This is a genomic window from Kitasatospora sp. NPDC101108, assembly GCF_055584725.1.
In genome coordinates, this window is sequence record NZ_JBVJLM010000012.1 from 115171 (window position 1) to 132283 (window position 17113).

At 73.0% G+C, this 17113-nt stretch carries 18 protein-coding genes; 14 read left to right on the forward strand and 4 right to left on the reverse strand.

Annotated elements, in window-relative coordinates:
- Positions 1-55: 55 nt before the first annotated feature.
- Positions 56-898, forward strand: a complete 843-nt coding sequence (locus ACZ6Z8_RS25075) for a chitosanase (RefSeq protein ID WP_465612309.1) — start codon at positions 56-58, stop codon at positions 896-898.
- A gap of 246 nt (positions 899-1144) precedes the next feature.
- The gene (locus tag ACZ6Z8_RS25080) at positions 1145-2230 is read left to right on the forward strand and encodes a substrate-binding domain-containing protein (protein ID WP_465612310.1); all 1086 of its coding nucleotides are present in this window, start codon (positions 1145-1147) and stop codon (positions 2228-2230) included.
- Between the two features lie 72 nt (positions 2231-2302).
- On the opposite strand, the gene ACZ6Z8_RS25085 is transcribed toward ACZ6Z8_RS25080, so the two are convergent.
- A complete protein-coding gene (locus ACZ6Z8_RS25085; protein ID WP_465612311.1) occupies positions 2303-3172 on the reverse strand; it encodes a 3-hydroxybutyryl-CoA dehydrogenase in 870 nt (289 codons plus the stop codon).
- 318 nt (positions 3173-3490) lie between these two features.
- On the opposite strand from ACZ6Z8_RS25085, the gene ACZ6Z8_RS25090 reads away from it, so the two are divergent.
- Positions 3491-4309 (forward strand): SDR family NAD(P)-dependent oxidoreductase, encoded by an 819-nt coding sequence (locus tag ACZ6Z8_RS25090; RefSeq protein ID WP_465612312.1) that lies wholly within the window; start codon positions 3491-3493, stop codon positions 4307-4309.
- A gap of 54 nt (positions 4310-4363) precedes the next feature.
- Here ACZ6Z8_RS25090 and ACZ6Z8_RS25095 read toward each other — a convergent pair whose 3' ends face one another.
- Complete coding sequence (locus ACZ6Z8_RS25095) at positions 4364-5263, reverse strand: polysaccharide deacetylase family protein (RefSeq protein WP_465612313.1); 900 nt, start codon at positions 5261-5263, stop codon at positions 4364-4366.
- A gap of 206 nt (positions 5264-5469) precedes the next feature.
- Here ACZ6Z8_RS25095 and ACZ6Z8_RS25100 point away from each other — a divergent pair, with 206 nt between their 5' ends.
- The 3 genes from ACZ6Z8_RS25100 (at position 5470) to ACZ6Z8_RS25110 (ending at position 7664) form a co-directional block, all read left to right on the forward strand.
- On the forward strand, positions 5470-6354 hold the full coding sequence (locus ACZ6Z8_RS25100; RefSeq protein ID WP_465612314.1) for an SAM-dependent methyltransferase: 885 nt from the start codon (positions 5470-5472) through the stop codon (positions 6352-6354).
- Between the two features lie 195 nt (positions 6355-6549).
- Positions 6550-7116 carry an HD domain-containing protein gene (locus ACZ6Z8_RS25105; protein ID WP_465612315.1) on the forward strand — a complete coding sequence of 189 codons (567 nt, stop codon included), beginning with the start codon at positions 6550-6552 and terminating at the stop codon, positions 7114-7116.
- A 38-nt stretch (positions 7117-7154) separates the two neighbouring features.
- Positions 7155-7664: an FBP domain-containing protein gene (locus ACZ6Z8_RS25110; protein ID WP_465612316.1), complete on the forward strand. Its 510-nt coding sequence runs from the start codon at positions 7155-7157 to the stop codon at positions 7662-7664.
- A gap of 13 nt (positions 7665-7677) precedes the next feature.
- Here ACZ6Z8_RS25110 and ACZ6Z8_RS25115 read toward each other — a convergent pair whose 3' ends face one another.
- Together ACZ6Z8_RS25115 and ACZ6Z8_RS25120 are read right to left on the reverse strand one after the other, a co-directional pair.
- Complete coding sequence (locus ACZ6Z8_RS25115; RefSeq protein WP_402816353.1) at positions 7678-8052, reverse strand: RNA-binding S4 domain-containing protein; 375 nt, start codon at positions 8050-8052, stop codon at positions 7678-7680.
- 98 nt (positions 8053-8150) lie between these two features.
- The gene (locus ACZ6Z8_RS25120; protein WP_465612317.1) at positions 8151-8555 is read right to left on the reverse strand and encodes a VOC family protein; all 405 of its coding nucleotides are present in this window, start codon (positions 8553-8555) and stop codon (positions 8151-8153) included.
- An 81-nt stretch (positions 8556-8636) separates the two neighbouring features.
- Here ACZ6Z8_RS25120 and ACZ6Z8_RS25125 point away from each other — a divergent pair, with 81 nt between their 5' ends.
- From ACZ6Z8_RS25125 to ACZ6Z8_RS25160, 8 genes are all read left to right on the forward strand, one after another.
- Positions 8637-9848: a methyltransferase gene (locus tag ACZ6Z8_RS25125; RefSeq protein WP_465612318.1), complete on the forward strand. Its 1212-nt coding sequence runs from the start codon at positions 8637-8639 to the stop codon at positions 9846-9848.
- Positions 9849-10119: 271 nt separating this feature from the next.
- Positions 10120-11148: an N-acetyl-gamma-glutamyl-phosphate reductase gene (gene argC / locus ACZ6Z8_RS25130; protein ID WP_465612319.1), complete on the forward strand. Its 1029-nt coding sequence runs from the start codon at positions 10120-10122 to the stop codon at positions 11146-11148.
- On the forward strand, positions 11145-12314 hold the full coding sequence (gene argJ / locus ACZ6Z8_RS25135; protein WP_465612320.1) for a bifunctional glutamate N-acetyltransferase/amino-acid acetyltransferase ArgJ: 1170 nt from the start codon (positions 11145-11147) through the stop codon (positions 12312-12314). Before argC ends, argJ begins: the two co-directional genes overlap by 4 nt.
- Positions 12315-12465: 151 nt before the next feature.
- Complete coding sequence (gene argB / locus ACZ6Z8_RS25140; protein ID WP_465612416.1) at positions 12466-13341, forward strand: acetylglutamate kinase; 876 nt, start codon at positions 12466-12468, stop codon at positions 13339-13341.
- Positions 13338-14543: an acetylornithine transaminase gene (locus ACZ6Z8_RS25145; protein ID WP_465612321.1), complete on the forward strand. Its 1206-nt coding sequence runs from the start codon at positions 13338-13340 to the stop codon at positions 14541-14543. Before argB ends, ACZ6Z8_RS25145 begins: the two co-directional genes overlap by 4 nt.
- A 23-nt stretch (positions 14544-14566) precedes the next feature.
- Positions 14567-15115: an arginine repressor gene (locus ACZ6Z8_RS25150; RefSeq protein ID WP_270148298.1), complete on the forward strand. Its 549-nt coding sequence runs from the start codon at positions 14567-14569 to the stop codon at positions 15113-15115.
- A gap of 114 nt (positions 15116-15229) precedes the next feature.
- Positions 15230-16654 carry an argininosuccinate lyase gene (argH, locus tag ACZ6Z8_RS25155; protein ID WP_465612322.1) on the forward strand — a complete coding sequence of 475 codons (1425 nt, stop codon included), beginning with the start codon at positions 15230-15232 and terminating at the stop codon, positions 16652-16654.
- A 109-nt stretch (positions 16655-16763) separates the two neighbouring features.
- Complete coding sequence (locus tag ACZ6Z8_RS25160) at positions 16764-17021, forward strand: sigma-70 RNA polymerase sigma factor region 4 domain-containing protein (RefSeq protein WP_465612323.1); 258 nt, start codon at positions 16764-16766, stop codon at positions 17019-17021.
- The last annotated feature ends 92 nt before the right edge of the window (positions 17022-17113 follow it).

The following is a 17113-nucleotide window of genomic DNA, read 5'->3' on the forward strand; positions in this document are numbered from 1 at the left end:
GGGCGTTTGCTTCTCGTTAGGAAGGTTTCCTAACCTACGAGGAACCGGAGCATCCATGCGCCCTCAGCCCCGTCGTGCCCTCCGCCTGGCCCTCGCCGCCGCCCTGGTGGCCGCGCCCCTCACCGTCGCGGCCACCTCGGCCGCCCAGGCCGCCCCCGCGGCCGCGGCGTCCGTCCGGCTCCAGGGGGCCGGCCTCGACGACCCGCACAAGAAGGACATCGCGATGCAGCTGGTGTCCAGCGCGGAGAACTCCTCGCTGGACTGGAAGGCCCAGTACAAGTACATCGAGGACATCGGTGACGGCCGCGGCTACACCGCCGGCATCATCGGCTTCTGCTCGGGCACCGGCGACATGCTGGACCTGGTCCAGCACTACACCGACCTCAAGCCCGGCAACGTCCTCGCCAAGTACCTGCCCGCGCTCAAGAAGGTCAACGGCAGCGACTCGCACGCCGGCCTCGGCACCGCCTTCACCAGGGACTGGGCCACCGCCGCCAAGGACCCGGCCTTCCAGCAGGCCCAGAACGACGAGCGCGACCGGGTGTACTTCAACCCCGCCGTCGACCAGGCCAAGGCCGACGGCCTGCGCGCGCTCGGCCAGTTCGCCTACTACGACGCCATCGTGATGCACGGCCCGGGCAACAGCTCCGACAGCTTCGGCGGCATCCGCGCCGCCGCCATGAAGAAGGCGAGGACGCCCGCCCAGGGCGGCGACGAGGCCACCTACCTCAAGGCCTTCCTGGACGCCCGCAAGGTGGCCATGAAGAAGGAGGCCGCGCACTCCGACACCAGCCGGGTCGACACCGAGCAGCTGGTGTTCCTCAACGCCAGGAACTTCGACCTCAATCCGCCGCTCAAGTGGAAGGTCTACGGCGACAGCTACAGCATCGACAGCTGACGCCCGGGCCGCGGCAGTGGCGGGAGGCCGTCCGTCCCGGTCTCCCGCCGCAACGGCATTCAGCCCTCCCCCCCCGCGAAATACCCAAGGGAATGTGAAAGTCCTGTTCATCCCGTAACGAATCGAGCAGGAGGATAACGAAGGATCCCTCCCGCATTGACTCGTTCGCCCGGTGGGGTTTGACTCCCTCCTCTGCCGCAGAGTCGCGGCGCAGCACAGGAGGCACCACCGATCATGATCAGACCCATGCGTCTCGCGGCCGCGGGCACGGCCGCCGTGTCGCTCGCCCTCGTCCTCTCGGCCTGCGGCCAGAGCGCAGCGCCCCAGACCCAGACGCCGGCGGCGGCCGGCGGAGGCAGCGAGGGCATCGGTCTGCTACTGCCGGAGAGCGCATCCTCCACCCGGTACGACGCGTTCGACAAGCCGCTGATCGAGCAGACGGTGGCGGGCCTCTGCACGAAGTGCACGGTGAGCTACGCCAACGCGGGCGGCGACGCGAAGGTCCAGAAGAAGCAGTTCGACGACCTGGTCGCCAAGGGCGTGAAGGTCATCCTGCTCGACCCGGTCGACGCCAAGCTCACCGCCCCGTGGGTGGACGCCGCCGACGCCAAGGGCGTGAAGGTCGTCGCCTACGACCGGCTGGCCGAGGGCAAGGTCGCCGCGTACGTCTCCTTCGACAACCAGCGGACCGGCCAGCTCCAGGGCCAGTCCCTGCTCGACGCCCTCGGCCCGAAGGCCTCCTCGGCCAACGTCGTGATGATCGACGGCGCCGAGTCCGACCCCAACGCGGCGCAGTTCAGGACGGGCGCGCACCTGGCGCTGGACGGCAAGGTCAAGATCGCCTACGAGCAGTCCGGCGAGTGGAAGCCGGACGTGGCCACGGCGAAGACGAACGAGGCCATCCAGAGCCTCGGCAAGAACGGGATCCAGGCCGTCTACGCCGCGAACGACGGGATGGCCGCCGCCGTCATCGAGGCCCTGAAGACCGCGGGCATCAAGAACGTGCCGGTGGGCGGCCAGGACGCCTCCATCGACGCGATCCGCCGGGTGCTCACGGGCGAGCAGGCCTACACCATCTACAAGCCGTACAAGCCCGAGACGGACGCGGCGGGCACCATCGCCGTCCAGCTGGCCGAGGGCATGGACATCAGCACCACCGCGACCTCGTCCACGGACAGCGGCGGCCTGCACATCCCCTCGCTGCTGCTCACCCCGATCGTGGTGACCAAGTCGAGGGTGGAGGCCACCGTCGTCGCCGGCGGGCTCTACAAGGCGGCCGACATCTGCACCCAGCAGTACCAGGACGTCTGCGCGGAGGCCGGCGTCAAGTAGCCCGGGCCACCGGGGAACCGACGAGGGCGCGGCCGCACCGAACCGGTGCGGCCGCGCCCTCGTCGTCGAACGTCAGGCGCTCGCGGTGTAGTCGTAGAAGCCGCGGCCCGACTTGCGGCCCAGCAGACCGGCGTCGACCATCCGGGACAGCAGCGGCGGAGCGGCGTACAGCGGCTCCTTGTACTCGTCGTACATCGACTCGGCGATCGACACGATGGTGTCCAGGCCGATCAGGTCGCACAGCCGCAGCGGGCCCATCGGGTGGGCGCAGCCGGCCTCCATGCCCTTGTCGATGTCGGAGGCGGTGGCCACGCCCGACTCGAACATCCGCACCGCGGAGAGCAGGTACGGCACGAGCAGCGCGTTCACCACGAAGCCGGCCCGGTCGCGGGCGCGGATCGGCTCCTTGGCGAGCACCTGGGAGGCGAAGGTCTCGACCCGCTCGGTGGTGGCGGCCGAGGTGGTCAGGGTCGGGATGACCTCGACCAGCTTCTGCACCGGCGCCGGGTTGAAGAAGTGCAGGCCGATGACCTGCTCCGGGCGGGAGGTGGCGGCGGCCAGCTTCACGATCGGGATCGAGGAGGTGTTGGAGGCCAGGATCGCGTCGCGGCGCTCGATCACCCGGTCCAGGGTCTCGAAGATCTTGACCTTGACGTCCTCGCGCTCGGCGACCGCCTCGACCACCAGGTCGCGGTCGGCGAAGTCGGACAGGTCGACGGTGAAGGACAGCCGGGCCAGCGCCTCGTCCCGCTGCTCCGGGGTCAGCTTGCCGCGCTTGACCGCCGTCTCCAGGGAGTTGGTCAACCGGGTGCGGCCGAACTCCAGCGCCTCACCGCTGGCCTCCGACACCATGACGTCCAGCCCGGCCCGGGCGAAGACCTCGGCGATGCCCGACCCCATGAGTCCGCAGCCGACTACTCCGACGCGCGCGATGTCACTCACTCAGTTGCCCTTCGGTGGTGCTGGGGGTCGCCCAGCGGACTGGTGGCCCAGCGAGCTGCTGGTCAACGGGTCGGTGTACCGGAATGGGTGCACCGGTCACCGCCCCGACGACGTTACTACTCCGTACCGGCGAGTAGGTCACCCCCTCCCCGGCGCAGTGCCGGCGCGCTCCCCGGTGCGCTCCCCGGCGCGGCGCCGGGCGGACGGGCCCTCCGAACGGGTGAGGCCGCGCCGCCCGCGCGTGTACCCGGGGCCCCCGCCGCCCGGCGCCCGACAGAATGCCGCAGACGGGGGCCGGGGACGGGAAGGGAGCACACGGTGCCGACGGGATCGCTCACAGGACAGGTCGCCCTGGTCACCGGCGCCGGCCGCGGCATCGGCCGGGAGATCGCCATCGGGCTGGCCGCCGAGGGCATGGCCGTCGGTCTGGTCGGCCGTACCCACGACACGCTGACCGCCACCCTCAAGGAGTGCGTCAAGCACGGCTCCCGGGGTGTCGCCGTTACCGCCGACGTCTGCCGCCACGGCTCGGTGCGCGAGGCGGTCCGGCTGATCGAGCGCGACCTCGGTCCGACCGACCTGCTGGTCAACAACGCCGGCCTGGTCGACCGGGAGGAGGTGCCGCTGTGGGAGACCGACCCCAGCCAGTGGTGGCAGGTGGTCGAGACCAACCTGCGCGGCCCCTACAACCTGCTGCGCTGCGTCCTGCCCGGCATGGTCGCCCGCCGCAGCGGCCGGGTGGTCAACCTCAACTCCGGGTTCGCGCTGCGCCCGGACGGCAACTACACCGCGTACGCCACCTCCAAGGGCGCGCTGCTCCAGCTGTCCGACAACATGGCGGACTCGCTGGCCCGGCACGACGTCGTGGTCCTCGACATCAGCCCCGGCGCGGTGGCCACCGACATGACCGCCGGGATGCCGATGTTCCGGGACATGAAGGCCTGGGGCTCCATCCCGTACATGGTCGCGGTCACCGTGGACGCCGCCCGGGGCCGCTTCGACGCGCTGCACGGGCGGTTCATCCACGCCGGGCGGGACGACCTGGAGGAGCTGGTCCAGCGGGCCGAGCAGATCCGGACGTCGGACGCCCGGACGCTGCGGCTGCGCCCGTACAAGGAGGACGACCCGCTGGTCTGACCGGGTCGGCGCCCGGCCGCCCGGTTCGCCCGGCCGCCCGGTTCGCCCGGCCGCTCAGGCGCACAGCTGGCTGGCGGTGACCGGCTTGAGCCCCGCCTTGGCCAGCCCGTCCAGGATCGCCGGCAGTGCGTCGATGGTGCACTGGTGGCCCATGTGCAGGGCCACCACCGAGCCGCCGCGCACCGCGGTCAGCACCCGGCGCTGCAGCTCGGCGGCGGTCGGGTCGTTGTAGTCGCGCGGGTCGACGTCGAAGGACAGCACGTGCTCGTAGCCGACGGCCTTGGCCTGCTCGGCCACCATCGAGGTGGCGTACTGCGCGGCGGAGGGGCGGAACCAGCGGCCGATCGAGCCGGTCAGCGCCTTCAGCCGGTCGGCGCACTGGGCGATCTCGGCGCGGGCCTGATTCGGGGTCATCGCCGAGATGTTGAGGTGGTTCTGGGTGTGGTTGCCCAGCTCGTGGCCGGCGTCCAGGATCCGCCGGACCATCTGCGGCTGCTGGTCCAGCCAGCTGCCGACCACCATCACGGTCAGCCTGGCGCCGTGCTGCTCGGCGGCCTCCAGCAGGGCGGTGGCGAGCTTCGGGTCGCCGCTCCCGTGGCAGGTGAGCGCCACGTTCTTGGCGGTGCGCGGCCCGTGCACCACCTCGTACGGCGTGCCGGCGGCCAGCGGCGGCAGCACCGGAGGGGTCGGCGGGGCGGAGGCCTGGGCGGTGGCGGGGGTCGCCGTGGCGGTGGGCGCCGGAGAGGCCGCGGCGGGGGAGGGCCCCTCGCCGCCGTTCCAGGCCGGGTCGGTGGTGTGCTGGGGGTCGAAACTGCCGGGGTGCGCGGCGAGCGCCGCCCCGGGCTCGGCGCGGCGGGGCGTGCGGCTGCCGCAGGACGTGAGGAGTCCGCCGGAGGCGGACAGGGCGGCCAGCTTGGCGGCGGTGCGCAGTACGGTGCGGCGGTCGGCAGTCATCGGCAGCCAGCATAGAGAGCGCGGCACCGCCAGGCGATCCGGTGCCGCCGTTCGTGGCTTTGACGTGCACACACTCTCTTTCGCGGGTGTTGCGTAAACCTGAACTCCCGCTGTTTCCAAGGCGGGTCCTTGGATACGATCGCCGCGCACCACGTGTTACGGGGCAGTAGGCATATTCCGGCATTGCGCATTGGGGGCGGAACAGGATGCACGAGGACACCGCGGCCGTCGACCGGGACACCCGCACCGGCTGGGAGTGGGCCAGAGCCGACGACTGGCAGCCGCCGAGCGAGCTCGACACCGGCATCCCGCACACCGCCCGGATGTACGACTACTACCTGGGCGGCAAGGACAACTTCGAGGCGGACCGCAAGGCCGCCCAGGCCGCGATAGCCGCCTACCCGGCGCTGCCGCTGCTGGCCCGCACCAACCGGCAGTTCCTCGGCCGGGCCGTCGAGTTCGCGGCGGGCCGGGGGATCCGCCAGTTCGTCGACATCGGCACCGGGATCCCGGCCGTGGGCTCCACCAGCGAGGTCGCCCAGCGGGTCGCCCCGGACGCCCGGGTCGTCTACGTGGACAACGACCCGATCGTCGCCACCCACGCCCGCGCCCTGCTGGCCGGCCACCCGGCCGGGCACACCTCGGTCATCGAGGCCGACCTGCGCGACCCGGAGGCGATCCTCGGCCACCCCGCGCTGGCCGCCGCCGTCGACCTCTCCCAGCCCGTCGCGCTGATGCTCGTCGCGGTGCTGCACTTCATCCGCGACGAGGAGGGCGCCGAGCGGATCGTCCGCACCCTGCGCGACGCGCTCGCCCCCGGCAGCGCACTGATCCTCTCTCACGGCAGCCCCGACTTCGCCTCCCGCGAGAGCGCCGCCGAGGGCACCCGGATCTACCGGAGCGCCAGCGCCCCGCTGGTGCTGCGGCCCCGGGCGGCCGTCGAACCCTTCTTCGGCGACTTCGAGTTCGTCGGCCCCGGGCTCGTCCAACTGCCGCTCTGGCGCCCGGTCGCGGGGCACGTCCGCACCGCCGAGCTGCCGGAGGGCTGGCAGGACGTCTCCGCGTACGCGGGCGTCGCGGTCAAGGCGTGAGGACGTGGAGCCGTGAGGACGTGACCCGTGCGGACGTGGAGCCGTGCGAGCGCGGAGCCGTGAGGACGTGAAGCCGTAAGGGCGTCCGGCCCTGACCCGTGGCCGGTCCCGGCGCCCCCCTCCGGCGCCGGGACCGGCCTTCGCAGGCTACGGGCGAGCACTGACAATCCCGTACCGGCCCGGATACCCTGCGGCGTGACCACCGCACTGCCGCCGCTCCCGCCCCTGCCACCGGCCGCCGCCGAGCTGCTGCGGGCCGTCGACGCCCCGCCCAGACTGGTCGCCCACCTCGCGCTCGTGCACCAAGTCGCCGAGCGGATCGCCGAGTTCTGCGCCGCCGAGGGCCTCACCCTCGACCGCGAGGCCGTCCGCTTCGGCGCCGCCACCCACGACATCGGCAAGGCCGTCCATCCGGAAGAACTCTCCGGGCCCGGCTCCGCGCACGAACCCGCGGGCCACGCCCTGCTGCTGGCCCACGGCGTCGCCGAGCCGCTGGCCCGCTTCGCCCGCAGCCACGCGAGCTGGGGCGAACCCGGCACCACCACCGAGGAACTGCTGGTCAGCCTGGCCGACAAGGCCTGGAAGAACCAGCGTGTCCAGGACCTGGAGGATCTCGTGGTCGACCGGCTCGCCGAGGCCACCGGCCGGGAGCGCTGGGAGGCCTTCCTCGCCCTGGACGACCTGCTCACCCGGATCGGCGAGGACGCCCCGCGGCGGCTCGCGCTGCAGGCCGCCCACCCGGTGCGTACCGGGCGAAATTGACGCGACAGGGCCCAACGGGCGGTGCTAGCTTCCGCGCCATGGAACCCCTCAGCGATCCGGAGATCCGCGCGTCCTTCGTCAACTGCTCCAAGGGCGAGGCCCGTCGGCTCAACCTGCCCCGGGGTCTGGCCGAACTGCCCTGGGAGAGCCTGGACTTCCTCGGCTGGCGGGACCAGGGCGCGCCCGACCGGGCCTACCTGGTGGCGCCGTACGGGGGCGAGCTGGTCGGGGTGACGCTGCGCTCGCCGACGATCCGGCGCAGTCTGACCAAGACCAACGTGTGCTCGCTGTGCATCACCGCGCACGCCGGGTCGGGCGTGGCGCTGCTGGCCGCCCGCCGGGCCGGGGCCGCCGGGCGCGAGGGCAACACCGTCGGCACGTACATCTGCGCGGACCTGGCCTGTTCGCTCTACGTCCGCGGCCTGAAGAAGTCCACCCTGGTCACCCGCCCCGACGAGTCGCTGCCGCTGGAGGATCAGGTCGCCCGTACGGTGCTCAACCTCGACGCCTTCCTGGCCCGGGTGCTCACCGACACCGTGGCGGCCTGAGGGCCGCGGCCGGCTACCGTCGGCGCAGCTGGTCCAGGTCGCGGCGCTCCCGCTTGGTCGGACGCCCCGCGCCGCGGTCCCGCTCGAAGACCGGCGCCGTGAGTTCGCGCGGCGGTCGCGGCGGGCTGTTGTCGACCAGGCACTCCGCCGCGACCGGGGCCCCGACCCGCTTGCGGATCAACTTGCGCACCTCGACGACCCGCTCGTAGCCCTCCTCGCGGACCCGGACCTCGTCCCCCGGCTTGAGGGTCTGGGCGGGCTTGGCCCGCTCGCCGTTCACCCGTACGTGGCCGGCCTTGCAGGCGGCCGCCGCCAGCGAGCGCGTCTTGGCCAGGCGGACGGACCAGATCCAGACGTCCACCCGCACGCTTCCCTCGTGTTCAGCCATCCCCGGAGCCTACCCAAGCCGCGTCCCCAGCCGCGTTCCCAGCCCCGCCCCGAGCCGCCTCCCACGCGGAGCCGTGCCGAGCTGTTCCGAGCCGCTTGCTAAGCGGCGGCGGGCGCCTCCTGGACGGCCCAGCCGTTGCCGTCCGGGTCGTTGAAGAACACGAAGTTGTTCCAGGCCTCGCCGTGCCCGTTCATCCGTGTCCCCGCCACGAAGTGCTGGACGGGGCTGACCTCCACGCCGCGCGCCGCCAGTTCCGCGTGCGCCTTCTCGATGTCGGCGACCACCAGCTGGAGCCCCTTCACCGAGCCGGGCGCCGCGTCGATCACCCCCGTGCCGACCACGATCGAGCAGCGCGAACCCGGGGGAGTCAGTTGGACCACCCGGACCCCGTCGCGCAGCCGTGTGTCGTGGTCCACGGTGAAGCCGGCCTGCTCCTCGTAGAAGAGCTTCGCGCGGTCCACGTCCGCCACCGGGAGCACCACGACTTCGAGTTTCCAGTCCATCGCCCTCACCCCTCTCGGTCGGGCACTTCCAGTATCTGCCCGAACCCTTCCCCGGTGGGCTTCGGATAGCCTGAGAACACGATGAATCCGCAGACCACGTCCGCCGGGCCCGCGCCGGCCACCTCGTTCGCGACGCCCTGGGGCGCCCTCGACCTCACCCGGTTCCCGGTGGATCCGCGCGAGCGGCTGCGGGCCTGGGACGCGGCCGACGAGTACCTGCTGCGCCACCTCGCCGGAGAGGCCGACAGTGCCGACGGCGTCCCGACCGAGCTGGCCGGCCGCCGGATCGCCGTCCTCGGCGACCGCTGGGGCGCGCTCGCCACCGCGCTGGCGCCGTACGAGCCGGTCCAGATCACCGACTCCCACCTCGGCCGGCAGGCCACCCGGGAGAACCTCGCCCGGGCCGGCGCCGCCGTCGACGAGACCCGGCTGCTTACCACCCGGGACACCCCGCCGGAGCGGATCGACGTCCTGCTGGTGCGCGTCCCCAAGAGCCTGGCCCTGCTGGAGGACCAGCTGCACCGGCTCGCCCCGGCGATCCACCCCGGAACCGTCGTGGTCGGCACCGGCATGGTGACCGAGATCCACACCTCCACCCTGCAGCTGTTCGAGAAGGTCCTCGGCCCCACGCGCACCTCGCTGGCCGTCCGCAAGGCCCGGCTGATCTTCTGCACCCCCGACCCGGCGCTCGCCCCCGGTCCCAGCCCGTGGCCGCACCGCTACGCACTGCCGCCGGACATCGGCCCGGCCGCCGGCCGGACGGTGGTCAACCACGCGGGCACCTTCTGCGCCGAGCGGCTCGACATCGGCACCCGCTTCTTCCTGGCCCACCTGCCCACCCCCGCCCCCGGTGACCGGGTGGTCGACCTCGGCTGCGGCAACGGCGTGGTCGGCACGGCCGCCGCGCTGGCCGGGCCGGGCGCCGAACTGGTGTTCGTGGACGAGTCCCACCAGGCGGTGGCCTCCGCCGAGGAGACCTTCCGCACCAACCTGGGCCCGGACGCCCCGGCCGAGTTCCGCACCGCCGACGCGCTCGACCCGGCGGTGTTCGCGGCCGGTTCGGTGGACCTGGTGCTCAACAACCCGCCGTTCCACTCCCACCAGGCCACCACCGACGCCACCGCCTGGCGGATGTTCACCGGTGCCCGGCGGGCGCTGCGGCCCGGCGGCGAGCTCTGGGTGGTCGGCAACCGGCACCTCGGGTACCACGTGAAGCTGCGCAAGCTGTTCGGCAACTGCGAACTCGTCGCCGGGAACCCCAAGTTCGTGGTGCTGCGCGCGGTCAAGCGGTAGCGCGTGGCGGCCCCGGCCGGCAGCGCGCCCCGGCCGCGCCCCGGCCGCGCCCTGGCCGCGTCGCTGCGCCTCGGTGGCCACCCGGCCCGGTCGGTGGGGGCCGGTCCGCTCCTCGAACTCCCGCCACCGGCCGCCCACCACGGTCCCCGGGCCGGTCCACGACGGTCACTCCGATCCGCGACCCCTGATGCCGGCCCAGGGAGTCCGACGCCCAGCCTTGCATGGATTTTCCCTCCCGCGTATATTCATGCCACAACGAAGGAGGAACGCCATGGCATTGCGAGTCGCCGTCGCCGGCGCGAGCGGATACGCGGGCGGCGAGGTGCTGCGACTGCTGCTCGGCCACCCCGAGGTGGAGATCGGGGCGCTGACCGGCGGCTCGAACGCGGGCAGCAGGCTCGGTGAGCTCCAGCCGCACCTGATCCCGCTGGCCGACCGCGTCCTCCAGCCCACCACCCCCGAGGTGCTGGCCGACCACGACGTGGTGTTCCTGGCGCTGCCGCACGGCCAGTCCGCCGCCGTCGCCGAGGCCCTCGGCCAGAACGTCCTGGTGATCGACTGCGGCGCCGACTTCCGGCTCAAGGCCGCCACCGACTGGGAGCAGTTCTACGGCACCTCCCACGCCGGCACCTGGCCCTACGGCCTGCCCGAACTTCCCGGCCACCGCGCCGCGTTGAAGGGCACCAACCGGATCGCCGTGCCCGGCTGCTACCCGACGGCCGTCTCCCTCGCGCTGTTCCCGGCGTACGCCTCCCGGCTCGCCGAACCGGAGGCCGTGGTGGTCGCCGCGTCCGGCACCTCCGGCGCCGGCAAGGCCGCCAAGCCGCACCTGCTCGGCAGTGAGGTCATGGGCAGCGTCAGCCCGTACGGCGTCGGCGGCGTGCACCGGCACACCCCGGAGATGGTGCAGAACCTCACCCCGGTGGCCGGCGAGCCGGTGACCGTCTCCTTCACCCCCACCCTCGTCCCGATGCCGCGCGGCATCCTCGCCACCTGCTCCGCCAAGGCGAAGCCGGGCGTGAGCGCCGAGAGCCTGCGCGCCGCCTACGCCGAGGCGTACGGGGACGAGCCCTTCGTCCACCTGCTGCCCGAGGGGCAGTGGCCGCAGACCAGCAGCGTCTACGGCGCCAACACCGCCCTGGTCCAGGTCGCCCTGGACGCCGCCGCCGGGCGGATCATCGCGATCAGCGCGATCGACAACCTCGTCAAGGGCACCGCGGGCGGCGCGGTGCAGAGCATGAACATCGCCCTCGGCCTCCCCGAGGAGCTGGGCCTTCCGCTGAACGGAGTCGCACCGTGACCACCCAGAACACCGGCGTGACCGCCGCCAAGGGCTTCCGCGCCGCCGGCGTGACCGCGGGCATCAAGGCCTCCGGCACCCCGGACCTCGCCCTGGTGGTCAACGACGGCCCCTCGCTCGCCGCGGCCGGCGTCTTCACCGCCAACCGGGTCAAGGCCGCGCCCGTGCTCTGGTCCCAGCAGGTCCTCAAGGGCGGTCAGGTCTCCGCCGTCGTCCTCAACTCCGGTGGCGCCAACGCCTGCACCGGCCCGGCCGGCTTCCAGGACACCCACGCCACCGCGGAGCACGTCGCCGCGGAGCTGGAGCTCAACGCCGGCGAGGTCGCCGTCGCCTCCACCGGCCTGATCGGCGTCCGGCTGCCGATGGACGTCCTGCTGCCCGGCGTCACCCTGGCCGCCCGGCAGCTCAGCGAGACCGGTGGGGAGGCCGCCGCGATCGCCATCAAGACCACCGACTCCGTGCACAAGACCGCCCAGTTCACCAGCCCGGCCGGCTGGACGGTCGGCGGCATGGCCAAGGGCGCGGGCATGCTCGCCCCGAGTCTGGCCACCATGCTGGTCGTGCTCACCACCGACGCCGATCTGGACTCCGCCGAGCTGGACGCGGCGCTGCGCGGCGCCACCCGCACCACCTTCGACCGGATCGACTCCGACGGCTGCATGTCGACCAACGACACCGTGCTGCTGCTCGCCTCCGGCGCCACCGGCATCACCCCGGACCGCGCCGAGTTCGCCGAGGCCGTCCGCACCGTCAGCGCCGACCTGGCCCGCCAGCTGATCGGCGACGCCGAGGGCGCCAGCAAGGACATCCGGATCGACGTCACGGGCGCCGCCACCGAGGACGAGGCCGTCGAGGTCGCCCGCACGATCAGCCGCAACAACCTGCTCAAGTGCGCCATCCACGGCGAGGACCCCAACTGGGGCCGGGTGCTGTCCGCGATCGGCACCACCGGCGCCGCCTTCGACCCCGACCGGCTCGACGTGGCCATCAACGGCGTCTGGGTGTGCAAGGACGGCGGCGTGGGCGAGGACCGCGACCTGGTGGACATGAAGGCCCGCGACGTCGTCATCACCGCGAACCTCAACGCCGGTACGGCGAGCGCCTCGCTGTGGACCAACGACCTCACGGCCGACTACGTCCACGAGAACAGCGCCTACTCCAGCTGATCCGCCGACAGCCGGTCCGCCGGCCACCCGTCCGCTGATCCGCGACATCCTCCCCCAGCCTCCGGCCGGGGGACCCCCATCGACGAGGGATCCCGTGCAGATCGCACCCAAGGGCGAACAGGCCCGCAACAACACCGCGTTGCCCAAGGCCATGACGCTGATCGAGGCGCTGCCCTGGCTGGAGCGCTTCCACGGCAAGACCATCGTGATCAAGTTCGGTGGCAACGCCATGGTCGACGAGAGCCTCAAGGCGGCCTTCGCCCAGGACGTGGTCTTCCTCCGCTACGCCGGACTGCACCCCGTCGTGGTGCACGGCGGCGGCCCGCAGATCAGCGCCCAGCTGGACAGGCTCGGCCTGGAGTCCAACTTCACCAACGGCCTGCGCGTCACCACCCCCGAGACCATGGACGTGGTCCGGATGGTGCTGGCCGGCCAGGTCCAGCGCGAGCTGGTCGGCCTGCTCAACGGGCACGGCCCGTTCGCCGTCGGCATGACCGGCGAGGACGCCCACACCATGACGGCCGTCAAGCGCTACGCGGTGGTCGACGGCGAGCAGGTCGACATCGGCCTGGTCGGCGACATCGTCAACATCGAGGCCGGCGCGGTGAAGGCGCTGATCGCCGACGGCCGGATCCCGGTCATCTCCTCGATCGCCCGCGGCGCCGACGGCCACGTCTACAACATCAACGCCGACACCGCGGCCTCCGCCCTGGCGGTCGCCCTCGGCGCCGAGATGCTGGTGGTGCTGACCGACGTCGAGGGCCTCTACAAGGACTGGCCGAACTCCGACGACGTGATCAGCCAGCTCAGCGCCGGCGAGCTGGAGGCCCTGCTGCCCGGTCTGGCCAGCGGCATGCTCCCCAAGATGGAGGGCTGCCTGCGCGCCGTCCGCTCCGGCGTGGGCACCGCCCGCGTGCTGGACGGCCGGGTGGAGCACAGCCTGCTGCTGGAGATCTTCACCGACGAGGGCATCGGCACGATGGTCGTGCCGGACGACGAACCGACCGTGACCGGGGGACTGGCATGACGCACAACGAGCAGCTCACCGAGCGGTGGCAGCACAGCTTCACCGACAACTACGGCACCCCCCGGATCCCGCTGGTGCGCGGCGAGGGCGCCACGTTCTGGGACGCGGACGGCAAGGAGTACACCGACCTGCTCGGCGGCATCGCCGTCAACGTCCTCGGCACCGCCCACCCGGCCGTCGTCGAGGCCGTCAGCAAGCAGATCGCCACCCTCGGCCACGTCTCCAACCTCTTCATGGCCGAGCCGACCATCGCCCTCGCCGAGCGGCTGCTGCGGCTGGACGGGCGCGAGGGCGGCCGGGTGTTCTTCTGCAACTCCGGCGCGGAGGCCAACGAGGCCGCCTTCAAGATCAGCCGGCGCACCGGCCGCACCCACCTGGTCGCCCTCCAGGGCGGCTTCCACGGCCGGACGATGGGTGCCCTCGCGCTCACCGGCCAGCCCGCCAAGCAGGACCCGTTCCGCCCGCTGCCCGGGGACGTCACCCACGTCCCGTTCGGCGACGTCGAGGCGCTGCGCGCGGCCGTCACCACCGAGACCGCGGCCGTCTTCCTGGAGCCGGTCCAGGGCGAGAACGGCGCGATCCCGCTGCCCGAGGGCTACCTGGCGGCCGCCCGCGCGATCACCCGGGCCACCGGCACCCTGCTGATCCTGGACGAGATCCAGACCGGCATCGGCCGCACCGGCTACTGGTTCGCCCACCAGGCCTTCGAGGACGTCGAGCCGGACGTCGTCACCCTGGCCAAGGCGCTCGGCGGCGGCCTGCCGATGGGCGCGGTCCTGGCCTTCGGCGAGGCCGCCGAACTGCTCACCCCGGGCCAGCACGGCACCACCTTCGGCGGCAACCCGGTGGCCGCCGCGGCCGGCCTCGCGGTGCTGGACACCATCGAGTCCGAGGGCCTGCTGGAGCACACCCGCAAGATCGGCGACCGGCTGCGGCACGGCATCGAGGCGATCGGCGACCCGCTGGTCTCGCACGTGCGCGGGGCCGGACTGCTGCTCGGCATCGTGCTCACCCAGCCGGTCTCCGCCCGGATCCAGGCCGCCGCCCAGCAGGCGGGCTTCCTGGTCAACGCCGCCGTCCCGGACGCCGTACGGCTAACGCCGCCGCTGGTGCTCACCGAGCAGCAGGCGGACGCCTTCCTCGCGGCGCTGCCGGGCATCCTCCGGACGGTGCGCGAGAGCGCCCCGGCCGATGCGAGTTGACCGTCGTCCGGGAGAATAATCACATGACCGATTCCCGCTCCGGCCCGTCCGCCGCCGGCCCGACGCCGCAGGTCCCGCAGACCCGCACCGCGCGCCACCGGCGGATCGTGGACCTGCTCACCCGCCAGCCCGTGCGTTCGCAGAGCCAGCTCGCGAAGCTGCTCGCCGACGACGGACTCGTGGTCACCCAGGCCACCCTCTCCCGGGACCTGGACGAGCTGGGCGCGGTCAAGATCCGCAACCGGGACGGCGCGCTGATCTACGCCGTCCCGGCGGAGGGCGGCGACCGCACGCCGCGCGCGCCGATGGGGGAGTCGGCCAGCGAGGGCCGGATGGCCCGGCTGGCCGGCGAACTCATGGTCTCCGCCACGGCCTCCGGCAACCTGGTCGTGCTGCGCACCCCGCCCGGGGCCGCGCAGTTCCTCGCCTCGGCGATCGACCAGGCCGAGGTGTTCGAGATCATCGGCACCATCGCCGGTGACGACACCGTGCTGCTGATCAGCCGCGACCCGGCCGGCGGCCAGGCGCTGGCCGACCACCTCATGCAACTCGCCCAGGCCAAGGCGCAGTAGCCCCCGTCCGACCCCGAACCCCTGCCGCGGGAGCCCCGCGGCAGGGGTTTTGTGTTTCATACGGCGTCATGCATACTTATGCCATCCACTGCACAAGTGTAAGGAGCCACCGCGATGACCGCCCAGCAGTCCTCCGACGTCCGCCTCTGGGGCGCGCGCTTCGCCGACGGCCCGTCCGAGGCGCTGGCCAGGCTCTCGGCCTCCGTCCACTTCGACTGGCGCCTCGCCCCGTACGACATCGCCGGTTCCAAGGCCCACGCCCGGGTGCTGCACAAGGCCGGCCTGCTCTCCGACGAGGAGCTGTCCGGCATGCTGGCCGGCCTCGACCAGCTGCTCGCCGACGTCCAGGCGGGCACCTTCGTCGGCACCGTCGCCGACGAGGACGTCCACACCGCCCTGGAGCGCGGCCTGCTGGAGCGTCTCGGCGCCGACCTCGGCGGCAAGCTGCGGGCCGGGCGCTCGCGGAACGACCAGATCGCCACCCTGTTCCGGATGTACCTGCGGGACCACGCCAGGACCATCGGCGGCCTGCTGCTCGACCTCCAGCACGCCCTGGTCGGCCTCGCCGAGGCGCACCCGGACACCGCGATGCCGGGCCGTACCCACCTCCAGCACGCCCAGCCGGTGCTCTTCGCCCACCACGTCCTCGCGCACGTGCAGGCCCTCGGCCGGGACGCCGAGCGGCTGCGCCAGTGGGACGCCCGCACCGCCGTCTCGCCGTACGGCTCCGGTGCGCTGGCCGGCTCCTCGCTCGGCCTCGACCCGCAGGCGGTCGCCGCCGACCTCGGCTTCGAGGGCGGGTCGGCCGGCAACTCCATCGACGGCACCGCCTCGCGGGACTTCGTCGCCGAGTTCGCCTTCGTCACCGCCATGATCGGCGTCAACCTCTCCCGGATCGCGGAGGAGGTGATCATCTGGAACACCAAGGAGTTCGGCTTCATCACCCTGCACGACGCCTTCTCCACCGGCTCCTCGATCATGCCGCAGAAGAAGAACCCGGACATCGCCGAGCTCGCCCGCGGCAAGTCCGGCCGGCTGATCGGCAACCTGACCGGCCTGCTGGCCACCCTCAAGGCGCTGCCGCTCGCCTACAACCGGGACCTCCAGGAGGACAAGGAGCCGGTCTTCGACTCCTGCGACACGCTGGAGGTGTTGCTGCCCGCGTTCACCGGGATGATGGCCACCCTCACCGTGCACCGGGAGCGGCTGGAGGAGCTGGCCCCGGCGGGCTTCTCGCTCGCCACCGACATCGCCGAGTGGCTGGTCAAGCAGGGCGTGCCGTTCCGGGTCGCGCACGAGGTCGCCGGGGCCTGCGTCAAGGTCTGCGAGGCCGAGGGCATCGAGCTCGGGGACCTCACGGACGAGCAGTTCGCCTCGATCTCCGAGCACCTGACCCCCGAGGTCCGCTCGGTGCTCAGCGTGCACGGCGCCATCGCCGCCCGCAACGGGCGCGGCGGCACCGCCCCCTCGGCCGTCGCGGTCCAGCTCGCCGAGGTGAAGGCGGACCTGGCGCGGCAGCAGGAGTGGGTCCAGGGCTGAGCCCCGGAGCGGCCGGGGGAGGGGCGCGGCGGGCCGACCGGCGCGCCCCTCCCGCGTGCGCGCCCCGGTCCGGGCGTAACCGGCCCCGCCCGGGCCCGTCATGCACGGTGTGTGCACCCCCCTTCCCGCCGTCCCCTCCGCCGAGGACGTCTACCTCGCCGAGGACCGCCGCCGCGTGGTCCGCGAGACCGTCGCCGCCCTGCCCGGCCGCTGCCCCCAGCTGATCGCCGCCCTGGCCGAGGACCCGCCACCCACGTACCGGGAACTCTCCGAGCGCCTCGGCATGCCGCGCGGCTCCATCGGGCCCACCCGCTCCCGCTGCCTGGCCTGCCTGCGCCTCCTCCTCCACGCCGAGCGCTACCCCTGAGCACGCCCCGCCCGTTGTCTCGCCCCGCCTGACCGCTTGCCACGTCCGCCCCGGCCCCCACCGCGGCGTGACCCTTGCCACGTCTGCCCCTC